The organism is Chryseobacterium herbae (genome assembly GCF_025154075.1).
GTDB lineage: Bacteria > Bacteroidota > Bacteroidia > Flavobacteriales > Weeksellaceae > Chryseobacterium > Chryseobacterium herbae.
The window spans coordinates 98,448-123,193 of sequence record NZ_JAOAMU010000006.1 but is presented as its reverse complement, the minus strand read 5'-3'; the positions used below and the strand labels follow the sequence as shown (position 1 = coordinate 123,193).

Annotated in this window: 16 protein-coding genes; 5 read left to right on the top strand and 11 right to left on the bottom strand. The window is 37.6% G+C overall.

The annotated features are described in order from the left end of the window. The first annotated feature begins 409 nt into the window (after positions 1-409). The 4 genes from N0B48_RS17775 (at position 410) to N0B48_RS17760 (ending at position 6,704) form a co-directional block, all read left to right on the top strand. Positions 410-2,773, top strand: a complete 2,364-nt coding sequence (locus N0B48_RS17775; RefSeq protein ID WP_259840300.1) for a TonB-dependent receptor — start codon at positions 410-412, stop codon at positions 2,771-2,773. Between the two features lie 123 nt (positions 2,774-2,896). Beyond that, the gene (locus tag N0B48_RS17770; RefSeq protein WP_259840299.1) at positions 2,897-3,121 is read left to right on the top strand and encodes a hypothetical protein; all 225 of its coding nucleotides are present in this window, start codon (positions 2,897-2,899) and stop codon (positions 3,119-3,121) included. 69 nt (positions 3,122-3,190) lie between these two features. Then, entirely contained in the window at positions 3,191-4,507 is a 1,317-nt protein-coding gene (locus N0B48_RS17765; protein ID WP_259840298.1) for a radical SAM/SPASM domain-containing protein, read from the top strand. Then, complete coding sequence (locus N0B48_RS17760; protein ID WP_259840297.1) at positions 4,494-6,704, top strand: peptidase domain-containing ABC transporter; 2,211 nt, start codon at positions 4,494-4,496, stop codon at positions 6,702-6,704. Before N0B48_RS17765 ends, N0B48_RS17760 begins: the two co-directional genes overlap by 14 nt. 102 nt (positions 6,705-6,806) lie before the next feature. Here N0B48_RS17760 and N0B48_RS17755 read toward each other — a convergent pair whose 3' ends face one another. The 8 genes from N0B48_RS17755 to N0B48_RS17720 all read right to left on the bottom strand — a co-directional run bounded on the left by N0B48_RS17755 (position 6,807) and on the right by N0B48_RS17720 (position 20,594). Then, the gene (locus N0B48_RS17755) at positions 6,807-7,832 is read right to left on the bottom strand and encodes a rod shape-determining protein (protein ID WP_259840296.1); all 1,026 of its coding nucleotides are present in this window, start codon (positions 7,830-7,832) and stop codon (positions 6,807-6,809) included. Positions 7,833-8,120: 288 nt separating this feature from the next. Further along, complete coding sequence (locus N0B48_RS17750; protein ID WP_259840295.1) at positions 8,121-8,516, bottom strand: hypothetical protein; 396 nt, start codon at positions 8,514-8,516, stop codon at positions 8,121-8,123. Continuing rightward, positions 8,501-12,028: a DUF6443 domain-containing protein gene (locus tag N0B48_RS17745; RefSeq protein ID WP_259840293.1), complete on the bottom strand. Its 3,528-nt coding sequence runs from the start codon at positions 12,026-12,028 to the stop codon at positions 8,501-8,503. The genes N0B48_RS17750 and N0B48_RS17745 overlap by 16 nt, the downstream gene beginning before the upstream one ends. 6 nt (positions 12,029-12,034) lie before the next feature. Then, positions 12,035-15,484, bottom strand: a complete 3,450-nt coding sequence (locus N0B48_RS17740; protein ID WP_259840291.1) for an RHS repeat domain-containing protein — start codon at positions 15,482-15,484, stop codon at positions 12,035-12,037. Between the two features lie 2 nt (positions 15,485-15,486). Next, positions 15,487-17,133, bottom strand: a complete 1,647-nt coding sequence (locus tag N0B48_RS17735) for a T9SS type A sorting domain-containing protein (protein WP_259840289.1) — start codon at positions 17,131-17,133, stop codon at positions 15,487-15,489. Positions 17,134-17,545: 412 nt separating this feature from the next. Continuing rightward, positions 17,546-18,574 (bottom strand): ferrochelatase, encoded by a 1,029-nt coding sequence (gene hemH / locus N0B48_RS17730; RefSeq protein ID WP_259840288.1) that lies wholly within the window; start codon positions 18,572-18,574, stop codon positions 17,546-17,548. 49 nt (positions 18,575-18,623) lie between these two features. Next, positions 18,624-19,904, bottom strand: a complete 1,281-nt coding sequence (locus N0B48_RS17725; protein ID WP_259840286.1) for a cryptochrome/photolyase family protein — start codon at positions 19,902-19,904, stop codon at positions 18,624-18,626. 24 nt (positions 19,905-19,928) lie between these two features. Continuing rightward, the gene (locus tag N0B48_RS17720) at positions 19,929-20,594 is read right to left on the bottom strand and encodes a MarR family winged helix-turn-helix transcriptional regulator (protein WP_259840283.1); all 666 of its coding nucleotides are present in this window, start codon (positions 20,592-20,594) and stop codon (positions 19,929-19,931) included. A gap of 175 nt (positions 20,595-20,769) precedes the next feature. Between N0B48_RS17720 and N0B48_RS17715 the strand changes: the two genes are divergently transcribed. Next, the gene (locus N0B48_RS17715; protein ID WP_259840282.1) at positions 20,770-21,105 is read left to right on the top strand and encodes a hypothetical protein; all 336 of its coding nucleotides are present in this window, start codon (positions 20,770-20,772) and stop codon (positions 21,103-21,105) included. An 84-nt stretch (positions 21,106-21,189) separates the two neighbouring features. On the opposite strand, the gene N0B48_RS17710 is transcribed toward N0B48_RS17715, so the two are convergent. The 3 genes from N0B48_RS17710 to N0B48_RS17700 form a co-directional block, all read right to left on the bottom strand. Continuing rightward, positions 21,190-21,618: a VOC family protein gene (locus N0B48_RS17710; protein WP_259840280.1), complete on the bottom strand. Its 429-nt coding sequence runs from the start codon at positions 21,616-21,618 to the stop codon at positions 21,190-21,192. 171 nt (positions 21,619-21,789) lie between these two features. Continuing rightward, complete coding sequence (locus N0B48_RS17705) at positions 21,790-23,037, bottom strand: hypothetical protein (RefSeq protein ID WP_259840277.1); 1,248 nt, start codon at positions 23,035-23,037, stop codon at positions 21,790-21,792. Between the two features lie 111 nt (positions 23,038-23,148). Further along, positions 23,149-24,288 (bottom strand): T9SS type A sorting domain-containing protein, encoded by a 1,140-nt coding sequence (locus N0B48_RS17700; protein WP_259840275.1) that lies wholly within the window; start codon positions 24,286-24,288, stop codon positions 23,149-23,151. Positions 24,289-24,746 lie beyond the last annotated feature (458 nt).

Below are 24,746 nucleotides of genomic sequence, written 5' to 3'. Positions count from 1 at the left end.
AGGTTTGTTTCTTTACATTAAATCACTTAATAGCGACTAATATATATTAAAAATATGTTAATTTCCAATAAATCTTAAAATAAAAGCAATTAAATTTCTCATTTCCGTTCGTAAGAGGTTCTCTTACAGCTTTAAAAATATTCGGCTTCAAATTTTCAGTCAGAATATTGTACTCGTTTTTGATTTTCGTCAAGATAAATCATTAATAAAAACTTTTTTTAAACCGACATCAACAAAACAAAATCACCACGAAGTGATATTGAAAGTCACAGCACTAAAAAAAAATAAATTTCAACACCATTTTAAACTATTGATAATTAAATAATTATACTATTAACCCTAAATAAAAATTATTTTTTATTTGAAAATTTAAAAAATATTATTTCCTTAGTCGGAGAAAAAACTAGAAATGACCAATACAAAACTTCTGCTTACGGCACTTGCCTTCGGTATGCTATCCGGCACGGTAACTGCGCAACAATTTACACTGAGCGGAAGTGTAATGAATGGTTTTCATGAACAGCTCCGAAATACAGATTTACTGTTAAAGAATAAACAAAATCAAAGTATCATCAATGCACAGACTGATACTTCAGGTAAATTTAAAATACGTTTAGACAAGGGAGCCTACACTCTTTTGATTACTCAGCTAGGAAAAAAATATTACGAAAAATCAATTGAACTGAACGGGGATCTTGATTTGGGTATCATTACCATCAACAATGACATTTTACTGGAAGGTGTGGTGCTTAACGGACAAAAACAACTTATTGAAAGAAAAACAGACCGTTTAATCTTTAATGTTGAAAAATCCGCATTTGCCACCGGTGGAAACGGACTGGATGCGATCACTGTAACACCGGGTCTTCAGGTGACCAATGAAACCATCACCATGCTCGGAAAAAGCGGAATGGGAGTAATGGTTGACGGCAGAATCATGAATATGGCAGGTGATGCGCTCATCAGTTATTTAAAAAGCATTCCCAGCAGTGATATTAAGAGTATTGAAGTCATTACCAATCCCCCGTCTAAATACAGTGCTGAAGGTAACAGCGGATTGGTTAATATCGTTTTAAAAAAATCAAGAACAGATAATTGGTCGTCCACGGTTACAACCAGTTATCAGCAAGGGAAATATGCACAGCAGTCTTCCTCGGCCAATCTTAATTATAAAAAGAATAAGCTTTCTTTATTTTCAAACCTGAATTACAGCTATGGCAAATATTACGGTCAGGAGGAACTGGAAATAAAATATCCCGAAACCTACTGGCATTCTGACAAGCAGTATCAATATAAAATAAATGCCCTGTCCGGACGAATTGCTCTTGATTATGATATCTCGAAGCGTCTTCAGATCGGTGCGATGTACAACGGAAGTTTAAGCCTGCCAATCACGGAAGATTTTGATTCGTCTCTGCAAAAGACTTCGGCTTCAGCCAACCAGTATTATACTGTGGGCAGAACGGAGAGAAAAAGACAGTTACACACGGTTAATTTTCATACGGTGTACAAGATAGATACTTTAGGAAAACAGCTGAATGCGGACTTTGATTTTTTCACTTATAGAGACAACAGTGACAGAAATTTTAACCTGTCCTCAAATACTGATGACAATTCTGAGAGCAGAAATCAAAACAATGCTTTTCAAAATATAGAGAACTATTCTGTAAATCTTGATATGGATCATCCGCTAAAATTCATCAAACTGAACTATGGCGCAAGATTTTCCTTTTCGAAAACGGTTAATGATCTTTATTCAGATCTGCAGCAGGTAGGTTTTGTACAGCAGGATCGTTTTACGTATCAGGAAAATACACAGGCTCTTTTCTTTTCCGGTGAAAAGGAAATGGGTAAGAAAAAGAACTGGTCTGCCAAAGTAGGCCTGAGGATTGAAAATACACAACTGGAATCTGAAAATGTTTTTATTCAGAATAAAAATAATACAGACTATCTGAAATTCTTTCCAACGGCATACCTTCAGTATAAACCTACTGAGAATAATACCATTTCGCTGGATTATGGCAAGAGAATTTCCAGACCTTCATTCACGAATCTGAATCCTTTTCGGATCTACGGCAGCCCGTTTAGCTATTGGGAAGGGAATCCATCATTAATGCCGTCCTACACTCATAATGTTGAACTGAACTATATCTATAAAGATTATCTGCAAAGTGTTGTATACTATGAAAAGATTGACAATATGTTTGGGGGTATTGTCTTATTAAACAACGATAATGTTACCCAGCGCATCACGCAGCTTAATTATGCAGAGGGACAGACTTACGGACTGAGACAAACCTACGTTTATAAAAAAAAGAAATGGCTTGAAAGTTATATCACAGGGTATCTGGGGTATCAAAAAGCAAAATCAAACATCTATCCTTTAACCCCGAAGGAAATGGAAGGATTTTTCAGTATGATCTCTCTTTCCGGAAATTTTTTAATCAGTAAAACCATTAGTACAGGCTTTAATTTACTGCATAGATTCCCAAATAAATCTATAGATCTGGTTGAAAATAAGACCAATACTCTTTTAGATTTTTATTTTAAAGCTAAACTCTGGAATAAGCTGGGACTTGTATTATCAATTAATAACATACTTAAAGAATATCAATTTAATTCTACCTCTGAACGAAGCGGCAATACCACTTATACAAACGGGTATTACGATTCAAGATATTTCAGATTATCGCTCAACTACTCCTTTGGAGGGCAGCTCAATGTCAATCAGAGAAGCTTCAGAAATCAGGAAGAGCGAAGTAGAACCAACTGATTTGTCATTCATCAGGGTAATGGCCATACGCTGAATGAATTATAAATATGCTTGCAAGCAAAGTCCAATAAACGGTTAATGACTTTAAATATTTACCGCATACTAATTACAAATATTATTATCATGAAATCAACAAACGAAAACAAATTTGACATTGCAAAATTTACTCAGGAAAACGAAACAGCAAAAGGAGGCTTCTCAAAAGCATTAGGAGGTACTAATGCAGGATTTGCCAACGCTGGAACAAACCTTGGAAACTGTCCAGTAACAAACAGTGGAAACTGCGTAGCAGGATGTGGCGGAACTACTCAGCCAACTCATCCAACGCTTCCAACTACATCTTTATAGTAAGTAATACTTTCTGTAGACTAAAGGGCATTAGTGCCCTTTAGTTTTTAATCAAAAACCTAACTAACTATGAAATATAGCCAATTCAACTCAATTGTACCCTTCAATAATCAGTACGCCTTATTTAATTCATTTGAGAAAAAAGTTATTTTTTTAGAGCCTGAACTGAGGGAACTTCTGGAAGCCGGAAAAAGAGACGGTATCGATGAACTTTCTGAAATACATCCCGATTTCTATGATTATCTGAAAGAAGAATATTTTCTTATCGATGAACATACCAACGAAGTTCAAAAGGTAAAAGAGGTATCAAAAAAAATTGACAATAATCCCAATATGTTTTTTTTGATTGTAAACCCTACCATGAATTGCAATTTCAAATGCTGGTATTGCTATGAAACCCATATCAAAAAATCAAGGTTAGAGGAAACAGTACTGGACTCGGTCAATAAGTTTATCACAAAAACCGTTTCTCAGGAATCTATAAAGGATTTCACACTGTCTTTTTTTGGTGGTGAGCCTCTGTTATATTTTGGCAGGAATGTAACCCCAATGATTGATCATCTTGTACAAGAATGTAGAAAATATGATACCACTTTTAATATTGCCTTTACCACCAACGGGTATCTCCTGAATGATGAATTCATCAACTATTTTGTTGACAGAAACCTTGAAGCGGGTCTTCAGATCACATTTGACGGATACGGCGAAGAACATGATAAAGTACGCTTTGTGAACAAGACAAGAGGCAGCTACCATGAAATTGTAAGTAATATTAAAAACTTACTCAAATATGATAACTTTTTCGTTCGCGCAAGAATTAATTATACCCACGAAAATATCCACAACTGCTTTAAAATCGTTGACGAGTTTTCTTACTTAACTGAAGAAGAGAAAAAAACAAAATTGCTTTTTGACTTTCACAGAGTCTGGCAGGATGATGAGACTGATAACACCAATGTAGTCGCGGATGAGAATGCCGAAAAAATGCAAACCAAAGGGTTTAATACCAAAGTGATGTACTCCATCAACAACGTTCAGGATCCTTGTTACGCTGATAAAAGAAACAGTGCAACCATCAATTATAATGGTGATTTATATAAATGTACCGCCAGAGATTTCCTGTCTAAAAACAGAGTCGGATATCTTACCCAGGACGGAGATCTTGTTTGGGAAAACAATCATCTTGAGCACCGGATGGAGGCTAAATTTAAAAATAAGCCCTGTCTGCAATGCAGATTATTGCCATTATGTAACGGCGGATGCAGCCAACATGCAGTAGAACACCAGGAAACAGGTGACGAATACTGTATTTATAATGGTGACGAAAACGAAAAAGATAAAGTAGTACTCAGTAAAATAGAAGAAATAGTGAATGCGCTGGCCTAGAAATAAATTTGCATTTTACCATCAGCTGCAAAGCACAGATTGCGCAGCAGCATGTCTTGCCATGATTCTTAGTTATCATGGTAAAAAAAAATATTCCTTTACTTTTGTAAAATCTTTATTTGAATTTACCCGGATCGGAGTTTCCGTGGATGACCTGGTGGCTGCTTCAAGCAAAGCCGGACTCCACTCCACTCCTGTACAGGTAACTATTTCTAATTTAAAGGAAATTCCGCTGCCCGTCATCTTATTCTGGAAACAGGATCACTTTGTGGTACTGGAAAATATTACAGATAAAAACAATCAAAGCACTTATTTTCTGGCGGATCCTGCCTACGGAAGAATTAAACTGGATGAAGAAGGTTTTTCCAATGAATGGCGCGGAACCGGAGAAAAAGGTATCCTTATTTATTCTGAAAAAAATCCGGACTGGGAAGGAAAAATTCCGGTAGACCAACCTGAAAGTTTTCTAAAATCCGGCTTTTTCCAGGAAGCGATTAATTATATCAAAGCCCGTAAAGGAAGCTATCTTCTGGCCATCCTTTTAATCATTGTCGGATTGGTCATCAACAGCTGTATTCCTTTTGTTTTTAAAAATATTATTGATGAAGGTATACTTCAGAAAAACTCCAACCTTATCCTTTTGTTGCTTGCATCGCAACTTGTCCTCTTTATTTCCAGCTTTCTCAGTGATTTTTTCAGCAACCTTTTACTGACCAAAATCAATTTTAATTTAAGTATTTCGCTTAAAAGCAATCTCCTGAAAAAACTGATGAATCTGCCCATCCGGTATTTCGATACAAGGTTAAATACAGAAACCCTGCAGCGGATCAATGACCAGCAGAAAATCCAGAACTATGTTACGTGGAAAGGCGTTGACTTTTTAATCAGCATCCTGAACATTTTATTATTTGGAGGTATCCTGTTTTATTTCAGTCAATGGGTGTTTATTGTTTATCTCATCCTCTCTGTCATGAGCGTTGCATGGATTTTCCTGTTTCTTAAAAAACGGGCCATTCTTGAATATGCTTTATTTCTGAGACAATCTGAAAACAGCAACCATATTTATGAATTCATCATGAATATGCCTGAGATAAAAGTAAATAATGCTCAAAATTTTTCCATCAATAAAATCCTGGCGATCCAGGAAAAACTCAATACCATAGAACTCAATTCCCTGTTTCTGAATATGTACCAGCTGGTAGGTGTGAATTTTTTATCCAAACTTAAAGAGATCACAGCTATCGGTATTTGTGCGATTCTGATCATGGATGGGAAAATGAGTTTAGGCGTTCTGATGAGTATTTCCTACGTTATCGGCCAGCTCTCTTCCCCGATCAACAGACTAGTAAGCCTGGTAAAGGATACCCAAGATGCCGAAATTGCCTCTAAAAGAATAGGTGAAATTTATAATGAGCAGGAGGAAAACGTAGCCAGAACCGTGAATCTTACGACACAGGTTAACACACTTTCTATCAATAATATCTCTTTCAAATATGCAGGAAATTTCAATCCCTTTGTATTGAATGATATCAATTTCAAAGTCCTTCCCAACAAGGTTACAGCCATCGTAGGCTCCAGTGGAAGCGGTAAAACCACCCTGCTTAAAATATTACTGGCCTACTACCCTGTCACCTCCGGAAAAGTATTGTTAAACGGAATGAATCTTAATGATATCTACGCAGATCAATGGCGAAAAAGATGCGGAATTGTTCTTCAGGACGGACATATATTCAGTGGTACGCTCGCTGAAAACATTGCTTTCACTGAAGATAAGATTGATTATGACCGATTAGCCGAGGCCGCACGAATTGCATGCATTGATTCGTTTATAGAATCACTTCCTATGGGTTACAATACCAAAGTCGGAAATATTGGGATTCAGTTAAGCGGCGGGCAGAAACAGCGTATTTTAATTGCCAGAGCCGTATATAAAGATCCCGAATTCTTATTTCTTGACGAGGCTACCTCAGCGCTCGACGCCGAAAACGAAAAACAGATTTATAATAATCTTCAGTCTTTTTTTGAAGGAAGAACCGTTGTTGTAATAGCACACAGGCTATCAACCGTTAAGAATGCGGACCAGATTATCGTCCTGAAAAACGGAAAGATTGCAGAAGTAGGCAATCATTATAAACTGGTGGATACAAAAAATGAATACTTCAATCTCGTCAGAAATCAACTCGAGCTGGGTAATTAGACCCAATGAATATTTTTATATCCAAATAATAAAATAAAGCCCGTGATTTTTATAATGACGGGCTTTATTCAACAAATTTCCATGAGTATTTACATTGAAATGCTACTTGATAAGAAATCTGAACTTATTAATATTTTTAAGAGCAATCCCGGTTCCACGAACAACAGCCCTTAGCGGATCTTCTGCAACACAAACCGGCAATCCTGTTTTCAGGTGAATTCTGTCTGCCAGACCATTCAGCAATGCGCCTCCTCCGGCAAGGAAAATACCCGTTTTATAGATATCCGATGCCAATTCTGGCGGAGTTATAGCAAGCGTTTCCATGATCGCATCTTCTATTCTCATAATAGATTTATCAATGGCTTTGAACACTTCCTTGTAGCTGACCATAATTTCTTTTGGCTTACCGGTGATCAGGTCTCTACCTTGTACCGGAATATCTTCAAGAGGAAAATCCAGTTCTTCCAGTGCCGAACCTATTTCAATTTTAATTCTTTCCGCTGTTCTCTCCCCAATATCCAGATTATACTGAGATCTGATAAAGTAGGCAATATCATTGGTGAAAACATCACCGGCTATCTTTAACGACCTGTCGCATACAATCCCGCCCAGTGCTATAACTGCAATTTCAGTAGTTCCTCCACCTATATCAACAATCATGTTTCCTTCAGGATTTTCAACATCGATCCCTGCTCCGATAGCGGCTGCCATAGGTTCATAGATCAGTTTTACTTCTTTCGCATTTACTTTCAATGCCGAATCTTTAACCGCTCTTTTCTCTACTTCCGTAATTCCGGATGGAATACAGATAACAATTCTAAGGGCCGGCTGCATAAACTTTCCTCCAATATCCGGAATCTGCTTAATAAATTCCTTAATCATATGTTCAGATGCATGAAAATCTGCGATAACCCCGTCTTTTAAGGGACGTACGGTTTTAATATTTTCGTGGGTTTTCCCCTGCATAAGCTTTGCCTGTGTCCCTACTGCAATAGGCTTTCCCGTTGTCCGATCAATAGCAACAATAGAGGGTTCGTCTATGACAATCTTATTGTTGTATATGATCAGGGTATTAGCAGTTCCAAGATCAATCGCAATCTCCCGTGTAAACATATCAAACAATCCCATATTCCATTATTTTATTGACCGCAAAAGTACGCTATTACTGAGGAAATCGGTGGCAGCAGAAATTATAATTAGAGTTAAACTTAAGTTAAAGTATGTGCAAAGGCCGATGACTGCTGAATTTTTCTATCGCAAAGGATACTTATTTTTTTTACGTTTAATCAATTTTTAGGTTAAAAAACTACCTATATGAAGCACGTGTACTGTTTTACGAAAATCTTTGAATTAATACTCCAAAAAATAAGTAAGCCACTGTTGTTAGCAGTGGCTTATGATTGATGAATTAAAGCTTTACTTAAGCAACTCCAGCAGGTCTTTTTTTCGAACCACTTTGGTCTTTTCAACTTTAATTGTATGTAAACCGCAAAAGCCATTGCTATTGTACATCATATATTCGCTTTTGCTATCCCAGACTAAAATTTCATCCTGATACATGACTGCTTTAGGATCTTCCCACCAAATAGCATCTTTTCGGATGTTCATTTTTTTTCCGGCAATTATACTGTCTTTCGTTTTAAAGTACTCGCACTGATTTTTGGTCGAAATAAAAAAACCTTTTTTATCATTTTCCTTAAAATAAATCTTATAAAAAGAAGGGTAAGTTTCAATTTTATCGATATAAATACTCCTTGCAGAACAAGATGTGACAATAAAGATAATGACAAAAATTTTTATAAAGTTCTCCATGTTTTTCTATATATATAGTTGAATTGGATTGATTTCTCGTTGTTCCAGTACTTGAATTGCAATTTATTTCCATCTACCGATTTTGTGTCTCCACTTATTTTGCTTTTAAAATTGACATTATTCTTCCAAAGTTCAAGGCTTCTGCTGTCTCCACCATCTGAATCCTTTTGGGCCTTATTGTGGATTTTAACATATGAAGTCTCATCATTTCTGGCAGCCTTTAGTGTACCTTTTTCTTCAGTAGCAAAATATCCTTCCAGTATTTCATGTAAAAAGGCAACACCTTCATATTTTTTACCATTGGCATCTTCATACATTGAAATAATATCAAAGTTAACAATATTCAGGGATTGTCTCTTTCCATCATTATCAAAAGTTCCGTAAAACCCTGCACCTGTTCCATGGAATAATTGCAGTGTTTCCTGTAAGACATCACTATCGGTTTTAATATTGATCACTTTTTTGTCATTTGTAATAGCATCGTATAGGGTTTTGTCATAACCTTTAAGTTTCTTTACATTGACAGCTCCCTCAATTCCTAATTTTTTAGATTCTTTATCGTAGGTTAGCTTTAAGGATGTCGCATTTTTTAATCTTTCGAATAGTTGTTGTGCTTCTTCCCCGTAAAGTATGACATCCATTCCGTTTGGATCTACGTAAATCATAGGATTATTAGCTGCATAGACATAAGGTGATATATTAAAATATTTCTCCGCCAGTGGGTCTGTTACTCCCCATCTGCCCAATTCCGGCATATACATCCTTGCTCCGTAATCGTACATTTTAGTCTCGCTCTGAAACTCCTTGCCATTGTAACCATATGTGTAATTCGGTGATAAAGATCCATTGTTGTTTAATCCGTTATCTCCAAAAGTTAATCCAAATGGATAATAATCAGTCGTTCTGTCTATCATTGCAGCATTGTTACTGTCTTTATAGAATGATAGTCTGATATTTCCTAAATGATCTTTGTACTGGTAAATATATTTATTTTGAACAAAGTCGTAATAACCTTCAGAAGTCGGAACAAACTGAAGCTGCATATTAGCCCCTACTGTTCCCCATGGATCCAGAATACCTCCGGAAATTTCTCCCGTATACTGAAAGCCATCCAGGTAATCAACTGTTGAAGTTACAGGATTATTATTTCTTCCTGCATAATAGTTATAATCTTTATGCAGTTTGGCTCCATCGGCTCTGTAAATATATCTGGTACTTTCTTCCAGATTGGTACCAAAACCTCCGCTTATTAAAGTTTCTTTCCGAATTCTGTTAGGTAGATTAAGATGATTATAAACAATTCCAGGAATTCTTTTGTCTTTATGATCCGTCATATTACCATTGTCATCATAATGAATTAATGTCCCTGAAGTATCCGGATAGCCAAAATGGTTCTGACTGGAATCTGTAACGGTATCAAGTCTGTTTCCTGTGTATACATAGGTCAGGTTATCTATGAGTTCTGCTCCTATATTCGCTGCATTTCTGTTCCTTTGAAGCTCCGTGATATTGCCATTGAGATCATATCCTACACTTTCATTGAAGTAATTATTCTGAGGAATTGAAGTACCAGGTTCCGAATATATTCCTTTTTTAAGACGGTTTAAAACATCATACTGATATGAATATCTTTTTAAAACACCGTCTTTGGAGGTCTTCCAGTCAATTTCTGCAATATTGCCATTATACTTCCCGGTAGTCTGTGAAACAGATAATGGATTATGGTATCTCATTTCATAGCCAAACAGCTTCCCGCCAAGGTTTGAAGGATCATTAACCTTGGTCATCCAACCCCGGATATTATACTGATAATCGATACTCTGGATAAAGCCCCCGCCTCCCAGCGACGGATATCCTCCTACTTTTTTATTGATCAACTGAGAAATATCGTTATAGGAATTTTGAGATAATACTTCCACAAAATTATTATCTACCTGATGGGTGTGGGTCAACAATCTGTTTTTGACATCATACGTGAAATTCTCTGTAATTACCTTATCAGCATCACTATCAAGTCGTTTATGTCTGGTAACCGTCTGCTGAACGGTTCCTGCAAAATCCAATTTGGAGTCTGTTTTGGTACGTCCTCCCAGATGATTAATAGAGTAAGAGCCTATCGCTCTTCCTTTTTTATCATAAAAAGTATAATTTTTAGTCCATTGATCATCTTCTATATTTTTTATCAGGCTCATTACCGGAAGACTTTTCGTACTTCTTGATTCCAAAGAAGAAGCATCCGTTAAAACAGGTTCTCCTAAAATATCGGTAAAAGAAGGATTAAAGGTATAAGAAGCATAGCTATCATAATAATTGATACTCAACAGCTTGGTGATAGAACTTGGAAAACTGCCGGATCCATTGTCATAATATACATCCATCCCGTTCTGTGTAAAACCTACGGTACCGGACCTCAGCACATTGTTGCTGCCTTTGGAATCTACATTAACCTGTTCAGCCAGTCTTCCAGTACTTCCATAGTTTTGGGAACTTGTGTACATTCCCGTATATGCGATTCTTCCATATTGATCGTACTTGGTAAAGAGCCATTGTTTCAATATTCCCATATTGGCATCCTGAGTCAGCACAGGTCTGTCCTGTTTATCATACACCATATATTCCCATTCTTTGCCGGGAATCTTTTTTTCTACCAATCTCCTTCTGGCATCATAACGATACTGGTAGCAAAGGTCTTTCAATATAGGATTATCTACTGTTTGTCCATCGGCAAGACCACTACTTTTTAAAAGCCCTACAGCCTTGGGAGGAATAACAAAAGCCAGTAAATTATATTCATTATAAACATAATAAGTATCTGCACTTTCTGTAGCGCTGATGAATTTTCTTACCATTAAAACCTGACCTTCGCCATTTTTAAACTCTGTGGTTTTATTCCCATCTTCGTCTATAACGATATTTTTATACAGCTTATTGGCTTTATAAAAACCTGAAGATGCATGAACTGAATTGCCTGAAGTTTTTAAAACAGAAGAAGTAGCTCCATTGGGAAAAGTTGTGGTGGTAACAAATTTATAGACTTCCCCGTCATTATTAGCATCATACTGAAACTGAACTGCATGCCCCTGCCAATCTGATCCGGACTGCACCTGAGTCAATACTCTGTCTAGCGGAGAGCTTTCGAGATTTTTATGTCCGAAAGGGTTACTGTCACCATAAAATGCAGTTCCCACTGTATTTACTCCTGACTGAATACCGCCATTAAGAGTTGCCATAGGAACCGGAAGCCAGGAATCTACGGGTCTGCCAAAGCCATCATAAGGAATGGTAGTTACCAGATCTTTTCCGCTTGGGGAAGCTTTTACATTCACGATCTGCTTGGGTCTGCCTAAGCCATCAACATACTGTATCGTTTCAAGTTGTTTAACTGTAGAATTGCTGCTGGTGACTGGTTCTAAATACGTTTTGCTTTGTACATAGTTTTCAGTTGTACTCACCTGTGCGTGGACTAAACCGGATAGCAGTAAAGTACCTATTGGAATTATGAGTTTTTTCATCGTGTGTTAGTTTTTATAATTATAATTGAATTCTTTCAGGATATTTCCGTTAACATCTATCACCTGTTTAAGCCTGTTGGCTGGATCATAAATATAAACCTCTCTGATCCCTGAGGGAGGCGTTATACTTGTTACTCCAATCAACGGATCATAAGTATAGGTGGTCATAATGAGACCCGCATTATTTTTACGGAAAGTATCCAAAGCTCCTATAAATATATTTTCTGTACTTCCATTCACATCTTCACCAGACCTGGTAATAATATCAGAAACTCCAGCAAGTCCCATAGCCTGAGTATAATTGACACCTTCTACCTTTGCAATGAGTTTCGTGCTGTTATAGCCCCAGATAAGTGATACAGGAATACCATCCTTTTTCGTATACTGCAATAAATTCCCTTTCGCATCATACTTATTGTAAGTAACTTCAGTATCCATATTGACTACAGAAAGATTACCGCTTAAAACCGATGAAGGAAGGAAATTATCCTGCTGATCGAACTTAGTTTCTACACGACTGATCTGTGTGCTTGAACCAGCATCACCCGACCTGACTTCTATATTCAGAGGGACTCCTGTCATCCCTTTATTCACTAAGCGGGTGTTGTTTACATCAGACGCATAATCATAACTGGTCGTGATTATTTTCCCCTCACTGGTCGTTACAATACTCGTATCCAGATCACCTGAGGCTGTATAGTTCAGATCTGTTTTTTCAACCAGGGTCTTATTTCCAAAATAGGAAGTGTCAGATGTGACTTTTAATCTCCTTTTACCGGTAATTAAAGGATTAAAGATAAAACGGTATTTAGTGGTGGGTAGTGGATTCTGATAGGTATGACCGGTATAAGACAATCCTGTTATGCCACACCCGCTGACAGCATACGGGTAGAAATTTTTATTAGGATCCAATGGCCCAGTAGATGAATTTATCATGCTAAATGAAGGATAAACACTGGAGGTATTGGGCAAATCATCGTAGATAAACATCTTGGACGTGACTTTGTTTTGATTCTGGTCATATTTTTCGATCAGTGTATTTTCCCCGTTGGAAGGAATATCAATCTTAGGAACTCCCTTTATCAGTGAATTCGTAAATTCATTATTGGTAAAATAATACACGGTTGAACCTTTTGCTGTTCCGTCCAGAATATTGATGTCTTTTTCTGTAACCTCACTGTAACCAAAAGGTTTGTTTCCGCTTATCCCAAAATCACTTGAATTCACTGACAGGTCATTAAAAATGGAAACGGATTCCACATAGCAGCCACCCGTCTGAACAGTAGGCTGACTTTTATAAGTTGCCCCAATGATCAGATTTAACGGTTCGAACTTGTAGATTAATTTTCCTTGCTTATAGCTGTACTGTTTATGAGATAATAAAGTGCTGTTTTCGAAATTTTTGATCGATTTCACTCTCACACCACTTCCATAAGAGATGGATTTGTCAACATCCGTATCATCATAATATCTGACCTGGGCAGATACTACAGCACGATGTGATCCGTCACTACTTCGGTATTGCAGAGGGTTTTCCACACGTACATAATACTCTGTGGTAGGATCGCTGTCATAAGCCACTGTCAATTCTTCATCCCATACACGTTGATGCGTCTGTTCAAAAGTGGGCCCTCCCACATCAATTGACCATTCCTTAATAATTGTATTAACAGGCTGCCCGTTGACCATTTTTCTTTTGAAAAATTTTATTCTGCTGTCCCACATTCCATAAGGTTCATAATGAGACTCCGGATAATTGGGTCCCGAAAATCCGTCATAAATGGTATTATTGAATTTTATGATCTGAGTCTGTGAGAGCTTAAAAACTGGGCTTTCAAGGAAAGTATAACCTCCAGGTACGGTAGAAGCTCCCCTGTGGGTTACACTGAAGTTTTTAAAGGCAGACCATGCCTGCTCCGGTGTAGGAATAAACTGATTGGAAAATGTATTGGATTCGTACTCAAACTCAGTACGTGCTCCGGTGGGATATGCTACTTTTGTAAGAATATTGGTGGTAACGAAATTCTTGTCTGTGAATCGCATAGTTCCATAATAAGGATAGCTGACAGTCATTCCGTAATTCTTGTAGGGAACTTTATTCAGATAATCGAAAAACGACAGGTCAGGAAGAAGAGTCGTACTGTTTGAACCGTTATTATATCCATAAAAATCTGAGCTGGACATCTTAGAGGGCATCGTCTTGGCCATGTCATACTCAAAAGTATAGGGAGGTATATTCTGAAGAGGATTTCCCGCTTCATTATAATTCACTTCCTGAATTGAATTCAGTTTCAACCTTTTATTCTTATAGCCTTCTTCCGTATTCATGGCTACAGGGTTAAAATAGGTAGTCCCGAATACAAAGCTTTTAATTTTCTTATTCGGATATTTTGATTTAATATCAATGGAGGCCAGTTTTTTAATGGGAACCGATAACTGCTGCGGGCGGATATCTTCCCTGTTATCCAGATTGAAATCTATTTTAGTGTCATCCGTTTCAATCCCGATTAATGTCTTTTTGTCATTCGTTGTAGAGTTGTTATTGGTAATTACATTCGCACTTATCGGACCGTCAAAACTTGTAATACGCGCTGTTTGTGAAGGGTATAACTGGTTGGTACTTTCGTCCTGATACATGAAGTTGATGACTTTACCACTTACCAGCTCAATTTTAGTGACTTTAAAAGTATAGCCTATATCCGTATAGCTTGTCAGATTAGTTTTGGATTTTTCTATGGCATAAAAATAAAATTTATCTCCTTTGTTTGTGGTCGCAATCCATCCCTGTCCGTTTTTGGAAAATTTAACATCCGCATTGCTTTCCATAAACAGGATTTCACTGTTGTTTTCAGGATTGAAGAAAAATTTCCCGGAATATCCATAAAAGTTATAGATAAAAATATCCGGCTGTCCCTTCTGTTCTTGCAAATCATTGATAATAAACGGAGAATCATCTACGGCCGGATTGGTGATCACCATACCGCCACCATTATACCCGTTGTATCCTACCTGAAGTCTTGATATTTGACTATGCGCGTAAAGCGTTGGAAAATAGCTTTTAAAAATAGTGTAGCCTCCATTATTGTTAAAACCATCTCCGCCGGACAGCCAATAATCTTCTTTTCCTCTGATCTCCTGAATAACAGTACCCTCCGGCATAAAATTCCAGCCCAGACCTACCCATGTAGCCTCATCTGCGACCTTAATCCCTGATGTATGGTAGCTTAATGCCAACGGTATCTCTATATCATCTACCTTTAATGTATATAATGGGACAGATACCTCAGCAGTTCCCGTATAATGTCCCACAGGAATATCTCCAAATCTTCCTAATAAGGCTACTTCAGGAGAAGTAGGAACATTTCTGACACTGGGATCATACTGGTTCTGATTCCCTTGTCCGAATATATTGTTTAGTGAAGCCAGTAGTATAATGGCTATTGTAGTTTTCTTCATGGTTATTTTTTAATCAGTTTGGCATTAGCCGTTTTATTGTCATCAGTTTTAATGGTAATCAGATAGGCCCCTTGGATCAGGTTCTGCGTATTCATCTTGGTGACCTTATTTTTAGTTTTCACAGCCTGAAGCTGTCTACCGCCCATATCATACAGGATAATATCTGCTTCTTTAAAGTCAAAGCCTATTTCTACATAGGTATAATCTGATACAGGATTCGGATAAATTCTAATATCCTGTTTTTCGATGAGCTTATCCAGCTGGCGGTCACCCAGTTTCACAATCTTCCAGTTTTCTTTTCCGAATTCCTGTGCGCTGGTTCCTGCTAAAATGATGGAACCGTCTTTGTTCAGTTTCAGATCAGAAAGCCGTTCTTCTTTCTTTCCGGATTCACCTTTCACATACTTTCTCCATTGCTCATTGCCATCCATATTCAGATACAGCATCCAGAACGTTTCATCATCTTTTTCAATTTTTCCTTCTGCCTGAGTGTAGCCTCCCAGAAGAATTCCTTTTGAGCCTTTATCATCTGCAGCATGCAGCACACTCATTCCCATCAGAATATCTCTGTTTTTGAAATTGTAGGATTTTTGCCAGATTTCTTCGCCTCTTTCGTTTAATGATATAAGCCATAAATCTGTTCCTTCTTCAATACCCACCGTTTTATTTCCCGATCTTTCAGACCTTGATTCTCCACCAATTAAATATCCCGCTGATGTTAATACTAAAGTTCTTACATGATCATCCGCTTTCCCGCCATAGTTTTTTTCCCATTCTACTTTTCCGGTTTTATCCAGCTTAACGATCCAATAATCTCCTTCGCCGAAATTATCTGTAGACTTAGCAGTTCGGGATACGGGATATGGGGTTGCCGAAGACGACTTATCTGTAGAACCCGAAACCCGGATCTCGGAACTCCTCGAGTAAATGCCCACCAATGCACCTCCATCTTTCGTAGGAATCATTTTCTCGACTTCATCAAGACCTTTTCCACCCAAAATGGTTTCAGAGAGAACTTTTCCATTTTTATCCAATCTTGAGATCCAAACATCTTTTGATCCATACCCACTGGTTCCCTGAGGTAGTTTACCCTGAGCGGAGTCGAAGGGAAGGGAACTTTGTCTGTTTCCTGCAACAAAAAATCCTAAATCGATTGTCTGAATAACTGATCGGGCTTCTTCATCCGAACCTGAACCGATTGTTTTTTGCCACAGTTCATCTCCAAATTCGTTGATCCTGATCAGCCAGATATCGGACCCGCCTTTGGAATCTTCTTTTTTGTCCGCTCCTTTCCCGGAATAAGAAGTTCCGGCCAAAAGAAATCCGCCTTCCTGTGTTGCTACAGAAGCAGAAAGATAATCGTGGTTCTGCCCGGAGAAATATTTTTCCCAGACCTCTTCACCCTGTTGGTTCAGTTTGATTAAATGGAAATCGTAGCCATTGTTTTGTTTCCCTGTTCCCTGAGGCTCTCGAAGGGAACTTCCCTGAATCGAGCTTCCCGAAATAAGATATTGCTGATCAATGGTTGTGATAACCTGGCTTAAAAAATCCTGGGTCGAGGATTTTATATCTTTCTGCCAGACTACTTCCTGAGCAGATGTGCACAAGATTGTGCATAGGAATAATGCACCTGTGTAAAGTTTTCGCATGGGTTATTAGTTGTTTATTTTTTGTTGAAATTTTGCCCGAATATAGTCTTTTCCCAGCACCGGGGAAATATGTAAAAGATCAATTTTATGTGAAATTTATCATATTGTATCATTTAGGGACAAAAATAAGATCACCAAGCCTCAATTATTAATTTGTTTAAATAAAAACCAAAACAACATTGCAATACTATTAAATGCTTCAATGAAAGCGATATTATGGCATTCCGATCGTTTCAATCATTACAACAAGGAATATGCATTAAACAAAATCATATGATGTATTTTCATAAAAAAGCCAAATGACTTTTTGTTGTCATTTGGCATTATATGGAATTTTGGAATGTCTGTGTAAAACCCTCCAACACTTGTTGCAGCTATATAAGTTTTAACTCTGTTTTTTACTTAAAAGTGATTAAACCAAATAAAACTCCTGAAGTTTTTCCTCACAAAGTTCTTTTACAACATCTATCCAGCGGCCCTCATCATTCAGGCAGGGAATATAATGGAAGTTCTCACCTCCCGCATGCAGGAACTGCTCTTTTCCTTCCACTGAAATTTCTTCCAGCGTTTCAAGACAGTCTGAAACAAAAGCCGGACAGACGATAGCCAGATTTTTTACTCCTTTTGCAGGAATTGTTTCTAAAGTTTCATCTGTATACGGCTCCATCCATTTGTCCTTCCCCAGCCTTGACTGGAAAGAAACGATTGTTTTTTCTCTGTTCAGATTGAGTTTTTCGATCACTTTTTTAGTGGTATCAAAACACTGATGACGGTAACAGAACTGGTGGCTCGGGTTAGTTTCTCTTGAGCAGCAGTCATTGAGATTACAGGTTTTGGTAGGATCTGTTTTGTAGATATGTCTTTCGGGAACGCCGTGGTAGGAAAACTGTAATGCGTCAAAGTTTTCAGGAAGCTTTTCTCTGATGCTTTCTGCCAGGCAATTGATGTAAATATCCCTGTTATAAAATGGCTGAATATAATTGATCTTCACCTCCGGAAATTCCTTTTTTCTGACTTCTTCCGCTTTTTCTATGACAGACTCCGTTGTACTCATCGCATATTGCGGATACAATGGAAAAAGTACGATTTCAGAAACGCCTTGATTCACCAGTTTCCGAATTCCGCTTTCAATGCTGGGCTGAGCATATCTCATGCCTATTTCCACAGGCACATCTACCAATTTCTGAAGCTTTTTCTGCACTTTTTCAGTAATAACGATGAGTGGAGAACCTTTATCCGTCCACACTGTTTTATACGCTTCCGCAGATTTTGCAGGTCTTGTATTTAAAATAATACCTTTAACAAGAAGGGCACGGAAAATCCAACGATAATCTATCACCCTCTCATCCATCAGGAATTCATCAAGATATTCCTTTACATCCTTTACCGCTGTGGATCTTGGCGACCCAAGATTTACCAATAAAATTCCTTTTTTAATCAATGTTCTTTATTTTAGTTATGAATCATTTTATTACTATCCGATCAAATATCTAAGTCAATGCTTTTTTATACGTCTCCAATGCTCTTTCCCTGGCGAATTTGTGTTCAACCAATGGTTCTTGATCATAAGATTCGGGCAGCCATTTTCTGATGTATTTCAAATCTTTATCAAATTTTTTAGTCTGTTCCTCAGGATTGAATATTCTGAAATAAGGCGCTGCATCACAACCACAACCTGCAGCCCATTGCCAGTTCCCATTGTTAGCGGAAAGATCATAATCCAGCAGTTTTGTGGCAAAGTAAGCTTCTCCCCACCTCCAGTCGATCAGAAGATGTTTGGTAAGGAAGCTAGCCGTAATCATCCGCACTCTATTGTGCATAAAACCGGTTTCATTGAGTTCCCGCATTCCTGCATCTACAATGGGATATCCTGTTTTACCTTCACACCACGCCTTGAATTCCTGTTCATTATTTCTCCACGGAATATCTTCATATTTTTTCTTGAAACAATGGTTCACGACGTGAGGAAAATGAAACAGAATCTGCATAAAAAACTCTCTCCAGATCAGTTCATTAAGCCATGTTTCGCTATGTTCAAGAGCAAATTGTACACATTTCCTCACAGAAATAGTCCCGAAACGCAGCGCTATTCCAAGGTGTGTGGTATGATCCATCGCCGGAAAATCCCTGTAGTTTTGATAAGATGCTATGATTTTTTTGTCAAGAGAAGGTTTTGCAAATTCTATTTCTGTCTTTTTAAATCCGATGTCTTCAAGACTGAGAATGTTTTTATGTTCTTTTAATACAGCAAATTGACTGAAATCAGTAGGATAAATTTCAATACTTCCTAAATTCTCTTTCCACTTTTTTGAATAAGGCGTAAAGACGGTATAAGGAGACTGATCACTTTTAAGAATATCATTTTTTTCAAATACTACCTGATCTTTGAAGTGGGAAAATTTTATTCCATTTTTTTCAAGGAAACCGGCGATTTCATGATCTCTTTTTATAGCCTGTGGTTCATAATCCCTGTTGCAGAAGACCGTATCAATTTCAAATTCATTCATCAGATTTGTAAAAATATCAATCGGCTTTCCATAATAGGTCTTCAGACCGCTTTTATAATCTTTCAGTTCTTTATTAATGGTATCTAGCGCTTGATGGATATAATCTACCCTTCTGTCCGACTTGTCCTCAAGATGGTCCAGAATTTCTGTGTCAAATATAAAAATCGGGATCACTTTCAAGCCGGAATTAAGAGCATGATACAGACCTGCATTGTCTTCAAGCCTTAACTCCCTTCTGAACCAGAAAATATTAATTTTGCTCATTTTCTCAATTTTTGAAAGCTGTAATCAGTTTTTTTCAAACGAATATTCGTCAAATACTGTTCGGATCAATTCTTTAGTATCAATATTCCTGCAGAAAATAGGGTAATGAAAACGATCCAGCTTATTGAGAATCCTGATAAGCTCCATTTTATCCTGATAACTGAGGTTTCCTGCCACAATATCTGTAGCGTTCCGGATCTTATCCATCTGACGATCCAATGCATCAAGTCCTGCCTGGGTAATACTGATCACTTTATTTCTTTTGTCAATATCAGAATCTGCCTGCTCGATCCAGCCCTGCTTCAATAGTCTTGCGATAATCAGCATTCCCACAGGTTTATCCTGAATATTTTTTTTAATAAGCTCCATTTTGGTCATTTTACCAAAGGCTTTTAAATTGATCAGATAAATAAAATCTTCCTGTGTCGTGAAATGGGAGTCCGAAATAGCAGATTTGGAATAGGTTTTTGCATACCTGTTGAGGTGTACCAGCAAAGTGCTTATGGCGCTTTCAGGCGTTCTTCCGTTTTCCTTCCCTTCCCAATAAGGTTCATTGATTTCAAGTGAAGTATTTTTTGAAGATACCCAAGCCTTAAACCCTTCAATGTCTGAACTATAAGAGCCGGAAGCATTTTCCGATTCAAATTCTTCAAGTAAAGTAAGTACGTCTTTTATGATGGGATAGTTCATTTTTTGATTAAAATAGAATACAAATATACCAATTATTAAAATATTAGAATATAAATAAATCATAATATTAAAATATATAAGATGGTAAGATCTGATTTGACTGTCAGATTATTCATTAACAAAATATAAAACCTGCCATTATAATTACAAATCTTAATAGCTGTTTAAAACGTTTTTGAGACTCGATCAACACCTTAGCCTGGTAGCTTCTGTAGCAACCGCTGTAATTTCAGCCATTGATTATGAGAAAACTACCACAGTGACAACCGGACCTGATGGAAAAACAACCACAACGGTAACTACTAAAAAATCTTTTGGCGGTGGTGGTTCAGCTAAAAAATCATCATCCCCGAACGATCCGAGCGGGCATATAGATTTTGATCATATCTATATTACATCAAACAGAGTCTTCGATACGGAAGTGTATGAAGAACTGGACGGCCCTATTAAAGAGGTAGTCTTTAGTGGTAATTTTGATAAGTTGGAATTGCAATCAATATCTAATATATGATTCTAAAAAAGTGAGAGAAAGAAGATTAACAATTAATCTTCTTTCTTTTTTTATGAACAGACTCATCGTTGAAAATTTAAGATCCTATCTATTATTTAATTGTTCAGCCAAACCAATCAGCAGTCCGTCCTTTGCACGAATATAGCATAACCGGTAGGAGTTTTCATACTGAACCAGCTCGCCTACTAACGTCGCACCGTATTTCAGAAGTCTGGATACCAGCTCATCAATATCCTCCACCGTAAACATCACCCGAAGATAGCCAAGCGAATTCACAGGGGCAGTCCGATGGTCTGAAATTGTGGCTGGATGTATAAATTTAGAAATCTCAAGTCTACTGTATCCATCCGGAGTAACCATCATAGCAATCTCTACGTTTTGTGATCCCAGCCCGGTAACCCGGCCGGCCCATTCTCCCTCAATGGTTGCGCGTCCTTCCAGTTTCAGTCCGATTTCTTCGAAAAAGGCAATGGCTTCATCCAGTGATTCTACGACAATACCGACATTGTCCATTCGCAGTAATTTACTTTTTGCCATAATTTAAATGTTTTAAAGACCACTGAAAGTTAATACATTATGATTTAAAATATCCTGATAATGAATTGCGTTCTTTTCAGGTAAAAAAAATTATAAAGAGCTTTTCATTTTTTATTAATACCCACGACCCATTTTTACATGTATCACTTACTTGTTAAACGGATATTCATTAATCCAGTGAAAACCACGCTTGTTTAGCCGATAATCTTCCTTGTTCTTTCTTGTTGTTTTTATTCTTACAGAGTCGCGGCCAATATTTCCTGTAAACATGATGCTGTCTTTTTGAACATTGTAATGCAGATAAGCGTAGATATTGTCCCGTTCCTTTTTACGAATAGTAAGTGTTTTTTTTGCTGTGTCTACAACCCCCTGAAACGCCTTGGTGCTGTCATTGTTAAGAATTACACCTGTCCGACCAGGGTAACTGATTAATATCTTTTTCCAGCCAACAGAATCGTTGCTGCACGACGGCACTTCCTGATTGTTTATTATAAATTTTTCAACATTATAAGCGCCCTCCATGGGTACGGCCGGAGGTGTATAGAACAGTGTTGTCGAAGAACTGAATATAAAAATAGCCACTACAAGCCACTTCGCGCTAATAAGTGTAATACGCTTCCATCTTTTGTCGGAGGTGCGTTTTTGAAAGCGCAATTGCGATGGCTGATGCAAAATAAAAAAACGATACAATGCAATGGCATCACCACTTACAATAAATAGACAAAACAAAACAATATGGCTGGAAAATATTTTTACCGGCACATCATAGAAAAAATTCAGCAGAGCTACATTGATCATCACCGTCATGGAAAAAAGCGCACCAAAAGTTTTGGTCCGTCTGAAAAGGAGCAAAAGCCCACCCGTAGCTTCCAACAATCCGGAAACAAATGTATAACCTGTAGAAGCGCCCATCATGGACCATATCACACCCATGGGCGACATATCACCCACTTTTTCTTCCAGCCGCCCAATTGTGTTGGCGGGAAACTGCCCGTTGTGAAGTTTTGCAAAACCATACGAAAGCATGATCATGGCTACATAATAGCGCACTACGACTACCGTAAACCAATGAAGATCTTTAAATGTACGCTGTTTTTTATCGATAAGAAGTACAACGAGGGCAGCCACTGCAGCTAAGCTCATATTGACAACCACGACCCAATAATCTAAGGTTGTATCGCCACTGCCAGTCATCATAATATACTCCACCTGCTTCTGCTGGAAAATATTTTTACACAGCCACAACACTCCGGTTTTATTGATTCCCTGTAAAGGCGAAACCTGTGACGTGAATATAAAAAGATACACATAAGAAATAACATACAAGTGCAGGAAACGTATTACAGCATTGCGCTTTATTTGATTGGGAAAATTGATGGTATTGCTATTATCCATTGTCGTACTGTTTTTTTAAAGTAACAAAATTGAGTTGACTAATTGCTTAGAGATGTAAACAACAAAGGCAGCCAATGGCAGCCTTTGTTGTTATTAATACTAAAAAATTGATTATTTTTTTATCGTTTTCAAAGTTTTGATACTGCCATCATTCATTTTTAAGGTCATAAAATAAATTCCAGCTTTTAAATCGCCCAGATAAATAGATGCAGATGGTTTTTCAATAGTTTTAACCCATCTTCCTAATGCATCTGTAACGCTAACTGATTTCACTTCAGATATATCAGAAATCGTAAGCTGATCAGTGAACGGATTGGGTGATACGCTGATCTTTTTTGTGTTTTCAGCTACTTCCTGAGTAGACAGCGCTGTACTGTCGTATGCTGAAATCTGGAATTCTCCATTTCCTGCACCTCCATCATATTTCCACGCACTTACATACAATGTTGCTCCTGGGGTCTGTCCGGTTAATGAGACCAGCGAAAAAAGGCCATCACCCCCATCATCATTACAGCCGACTTCTGTTAAAGAACCACAAGTTCCGCTATAGACAGAAACGGTTGAGTCTCCAAATGAAGACCCGGAAGCTCCTTTGGTCTCTATTGTAAGATTACCACTCTGTGGAACCACTACACTAAACCAGATATTCTCAACAGCATCAGAATTACACGAAGGAATTGTCCCGTCTGTTGTAGCTCCTGAATTGTTAGAAGTGGTTGTTCCTGAAGCGAAATCTGTTCCTACCGTTAATGGTGTAGCCCCTGAGCAATTATCATTAGAAGGTGGTAGAGGATCAAACGCCGAAATCTGGAACTCTCCGTTATCTGTATCGGAATCATATTTCCATACACTTACATAAAGTGTTGTTCCCGGGGTCTGTCCGGTTAATGAAATCAGCGAAAAAAGTCCTCCAGCATCGTCATTACAGTCAATCTCTGTTAAAGATCCACAGGTTCCACTGTATACAGTAAGTACTGAATCATCAAATAAAGACCCGGAAACTTCCTGGGTTTCTATCTTAAGGTTTCCACTTGCCGGAACAACTACGCTGAACCAGACATTCTCCACTGCATCTGAATTACACGATGGAACAGAACCGTCAGTAGTAGCATTTGTATTGGTGGAAGTAATGGCGCCTGCTGCAAAATCGGCACCTACAGTTAATGATGTTGCTCCTGAACAATCATCATTTTGGGCGTATGCCAATGTGGCCGCCAGTAAAGACATGCAAAATAATAGTTTTTTTTTCATAATATTTTTTTTAAAAAGTTTCTGGTGTATATCACAACGACTCTAGCATTGCTTTATTTTTTTCAGTTTGATCGATTAACTCTCAAGTTGATTAAAATGATAACAGCACCATTATTCTATTAACTGTGATTTTTCATCACAAATATATAAAATTAATCAAATACACTAGTTTTTAATATATTATATTCTTAAATAATCTATTTGTTAAGTTTTTAATAAGACAAAACCAGAATCGTTACAATCTCCCTGCAACGTTCTAACGGATAAAATAGGCGGCCCTATTCTCCTTTATTTAATTCTATTTTAACGAAATGATAACCGGCCCTGGAAAGATCAGTTTATAAAACAAATGCAGTCTGGTGGAGGAATACAGAATTCAATTGAAGACTTTTACATAATTTTTACAACTTCTGATTTTTTGAAATTTTCTTCAAACTCATTGTGGTGATGAATACCCA